General features: G+C 45.9%; 1 protein-coding gene. It reads left to right on the top strand.

Going from position 1 to position 1,567, the window contains the following annotated elements:
• The first annotated feature begins 136 nt into the window (after window positions 1–136).
• Window positions 137–1,495, top strand: coding sequence for an IS4 family transposase (locus tag NOM01_RS17020; protein ID WP_255749780.1), 1,359 nt, complete (start codon window positions 137–139; stop codon window positions 1,493–1,495).
• The last annotated feature ends 72 nt before the right edge of the window (window positions 1,496–1,567 follow it).

Below are 1,567 nucleotides of genomic sequence, written 5' to 3'. Positions count from 1 at the left end.
TACTAAAACTTGAAACATCAAAAATGGGCTTCACAGCTTATCCTGTAAAGGATTAGCACAAAAATAAAAGCAAGAACACCGATAACTCGGTATAATTGAAGTGTCGAATCCCAATTAACCGAGGAGTGTTCATGCCATGAAAAGTATATCACGAAATGACCATCCATCTCTTGGAATTTCTTCTTCAGTCCAGGAATTTTTTACACGATTTCGTTTGAGTCAACTTGCGAGAGCCTCAAACGCCACAAAGGCAAAGGGGGTCCCCTTCCGGGTACTGTTCTGTTATCTCATTAGCACGGTCTTTTCAAACAAGTCAGCGTATCGCGATTATTTGAAGCATCAAAATCAGCTGAACTTCTCGGATAAGACCTTTCGCAACCTGCTCAACAACGGCAAGATTAACTGGCAAAAGTTTCTGATTCTGCTCTGTTGCCGGATCATTCAGTTCATTAAACCCTTGACGGATTCGGCACGGAAGCCTGTGTTCATTGTGGATGATTCCATGTATGAACGCGCCCATGCGAAACGCGTGGAGCTGGCGGCGTTTCAATTCGACCACGCCAACCATCGGCATGTGCGCGGCTTTCGGTTTCTTCAACTAGGCTGGAGTGACGGCAACACTTTTTTGCCGGTCACCTTTTCCTTGCTTTCGGGTCAGAATCAGGTATGCGGTACAAAAGCTGATGCTCGCACCCATTCTGGAAAGCGGAAGCTTCAGGCCCAGCGTAAAGCGCCTGATGTGGTTCGAGAACTGCTTTCTTCTGCCCTGAGGCATGGCGTCCGAGCATCCTATGTTTTGTTTGATTCTTGGTTCTCTAGTCCTAAAATGTTTCAGCAGCTGCGTCAACTTGGCCTTCATACCGTCGCTATGGTGAAACGGTCGAAAAAGGTTTATTACCGGTTCAATGGTCAAATGATGGACGTGAAAGCGATCTTCAACGCTCAGAAAAAACGTCGTGGACGCTCACGCTACCTACTTTCTACCGTTGTAGAAGCGGTTGTTGAGGGAGAGGTCTTACCCCTGAAACTCGTATACGTCCGCAACCGTCGTAAACGCAAAGAGTATCTGGTCTTAGCGTCAACCGATATCCAACTTTCTGAAGATGAAATCATCCAGCTTTATGGAAAACGCTGGTCCATTGAAGTGTACTTCAAGATGTGCAAGCACTATCTTCGACTCGCTAAATACCAGGGTTTGTCTTATGACGGGATTTTTGCGCACACCGCCCTGGTCGCTATCAGTTATTCCCTTCTTGCGGTTCAGCACCGTGAACAGGTGGACGATCGCACTTTGGGTGAGTTGTTTTATTTGATGGTCGATGAGCTTTCGGATGTGACCTTCGTCGAAACGCTTCAGCAGTTGATCGACTTATTTCAAGAAGTTTTCAAAGACGAGTATGTTCTTTCTGAGCAAGCAGTCCATCACATCATCGAAAATTTTCTAGAGAAGCTACCTACCAGCTACCAGAAACAGCTGACAAAAGCGGCGGCCTGACCTAAATTATTCATAGTAATCATAGAGCAGGCAAGGGATGGGTGCGCTTTTTTAACTTTCAAGTTTTAGTTA

The sequence above is a fragment of the Sporolactobacillus sp. STSJ-5 genome (genome assembly GCF_024385605.1).
Lineage (GTDB): Bacteria > Bacillota > Bacilli > Bacillales > Sporolactobacillaceae > Sporolactobacillus.
The sequence above is the reverse complement of the archived record's forward strand: the minus strand, read 5'-3'. Positions and strand labels throughout refer to the sequence as shown.

Bases quoted from the DNA above. Each gene is read 5' to 3' on its own strand.
- NOM01_RS17020 (WP_255749780.1), top strand. From the start codon at position 137: ATGAAAAGTATATCACGAAATGACCATCCATCTCTTGGAATTTCTTCT.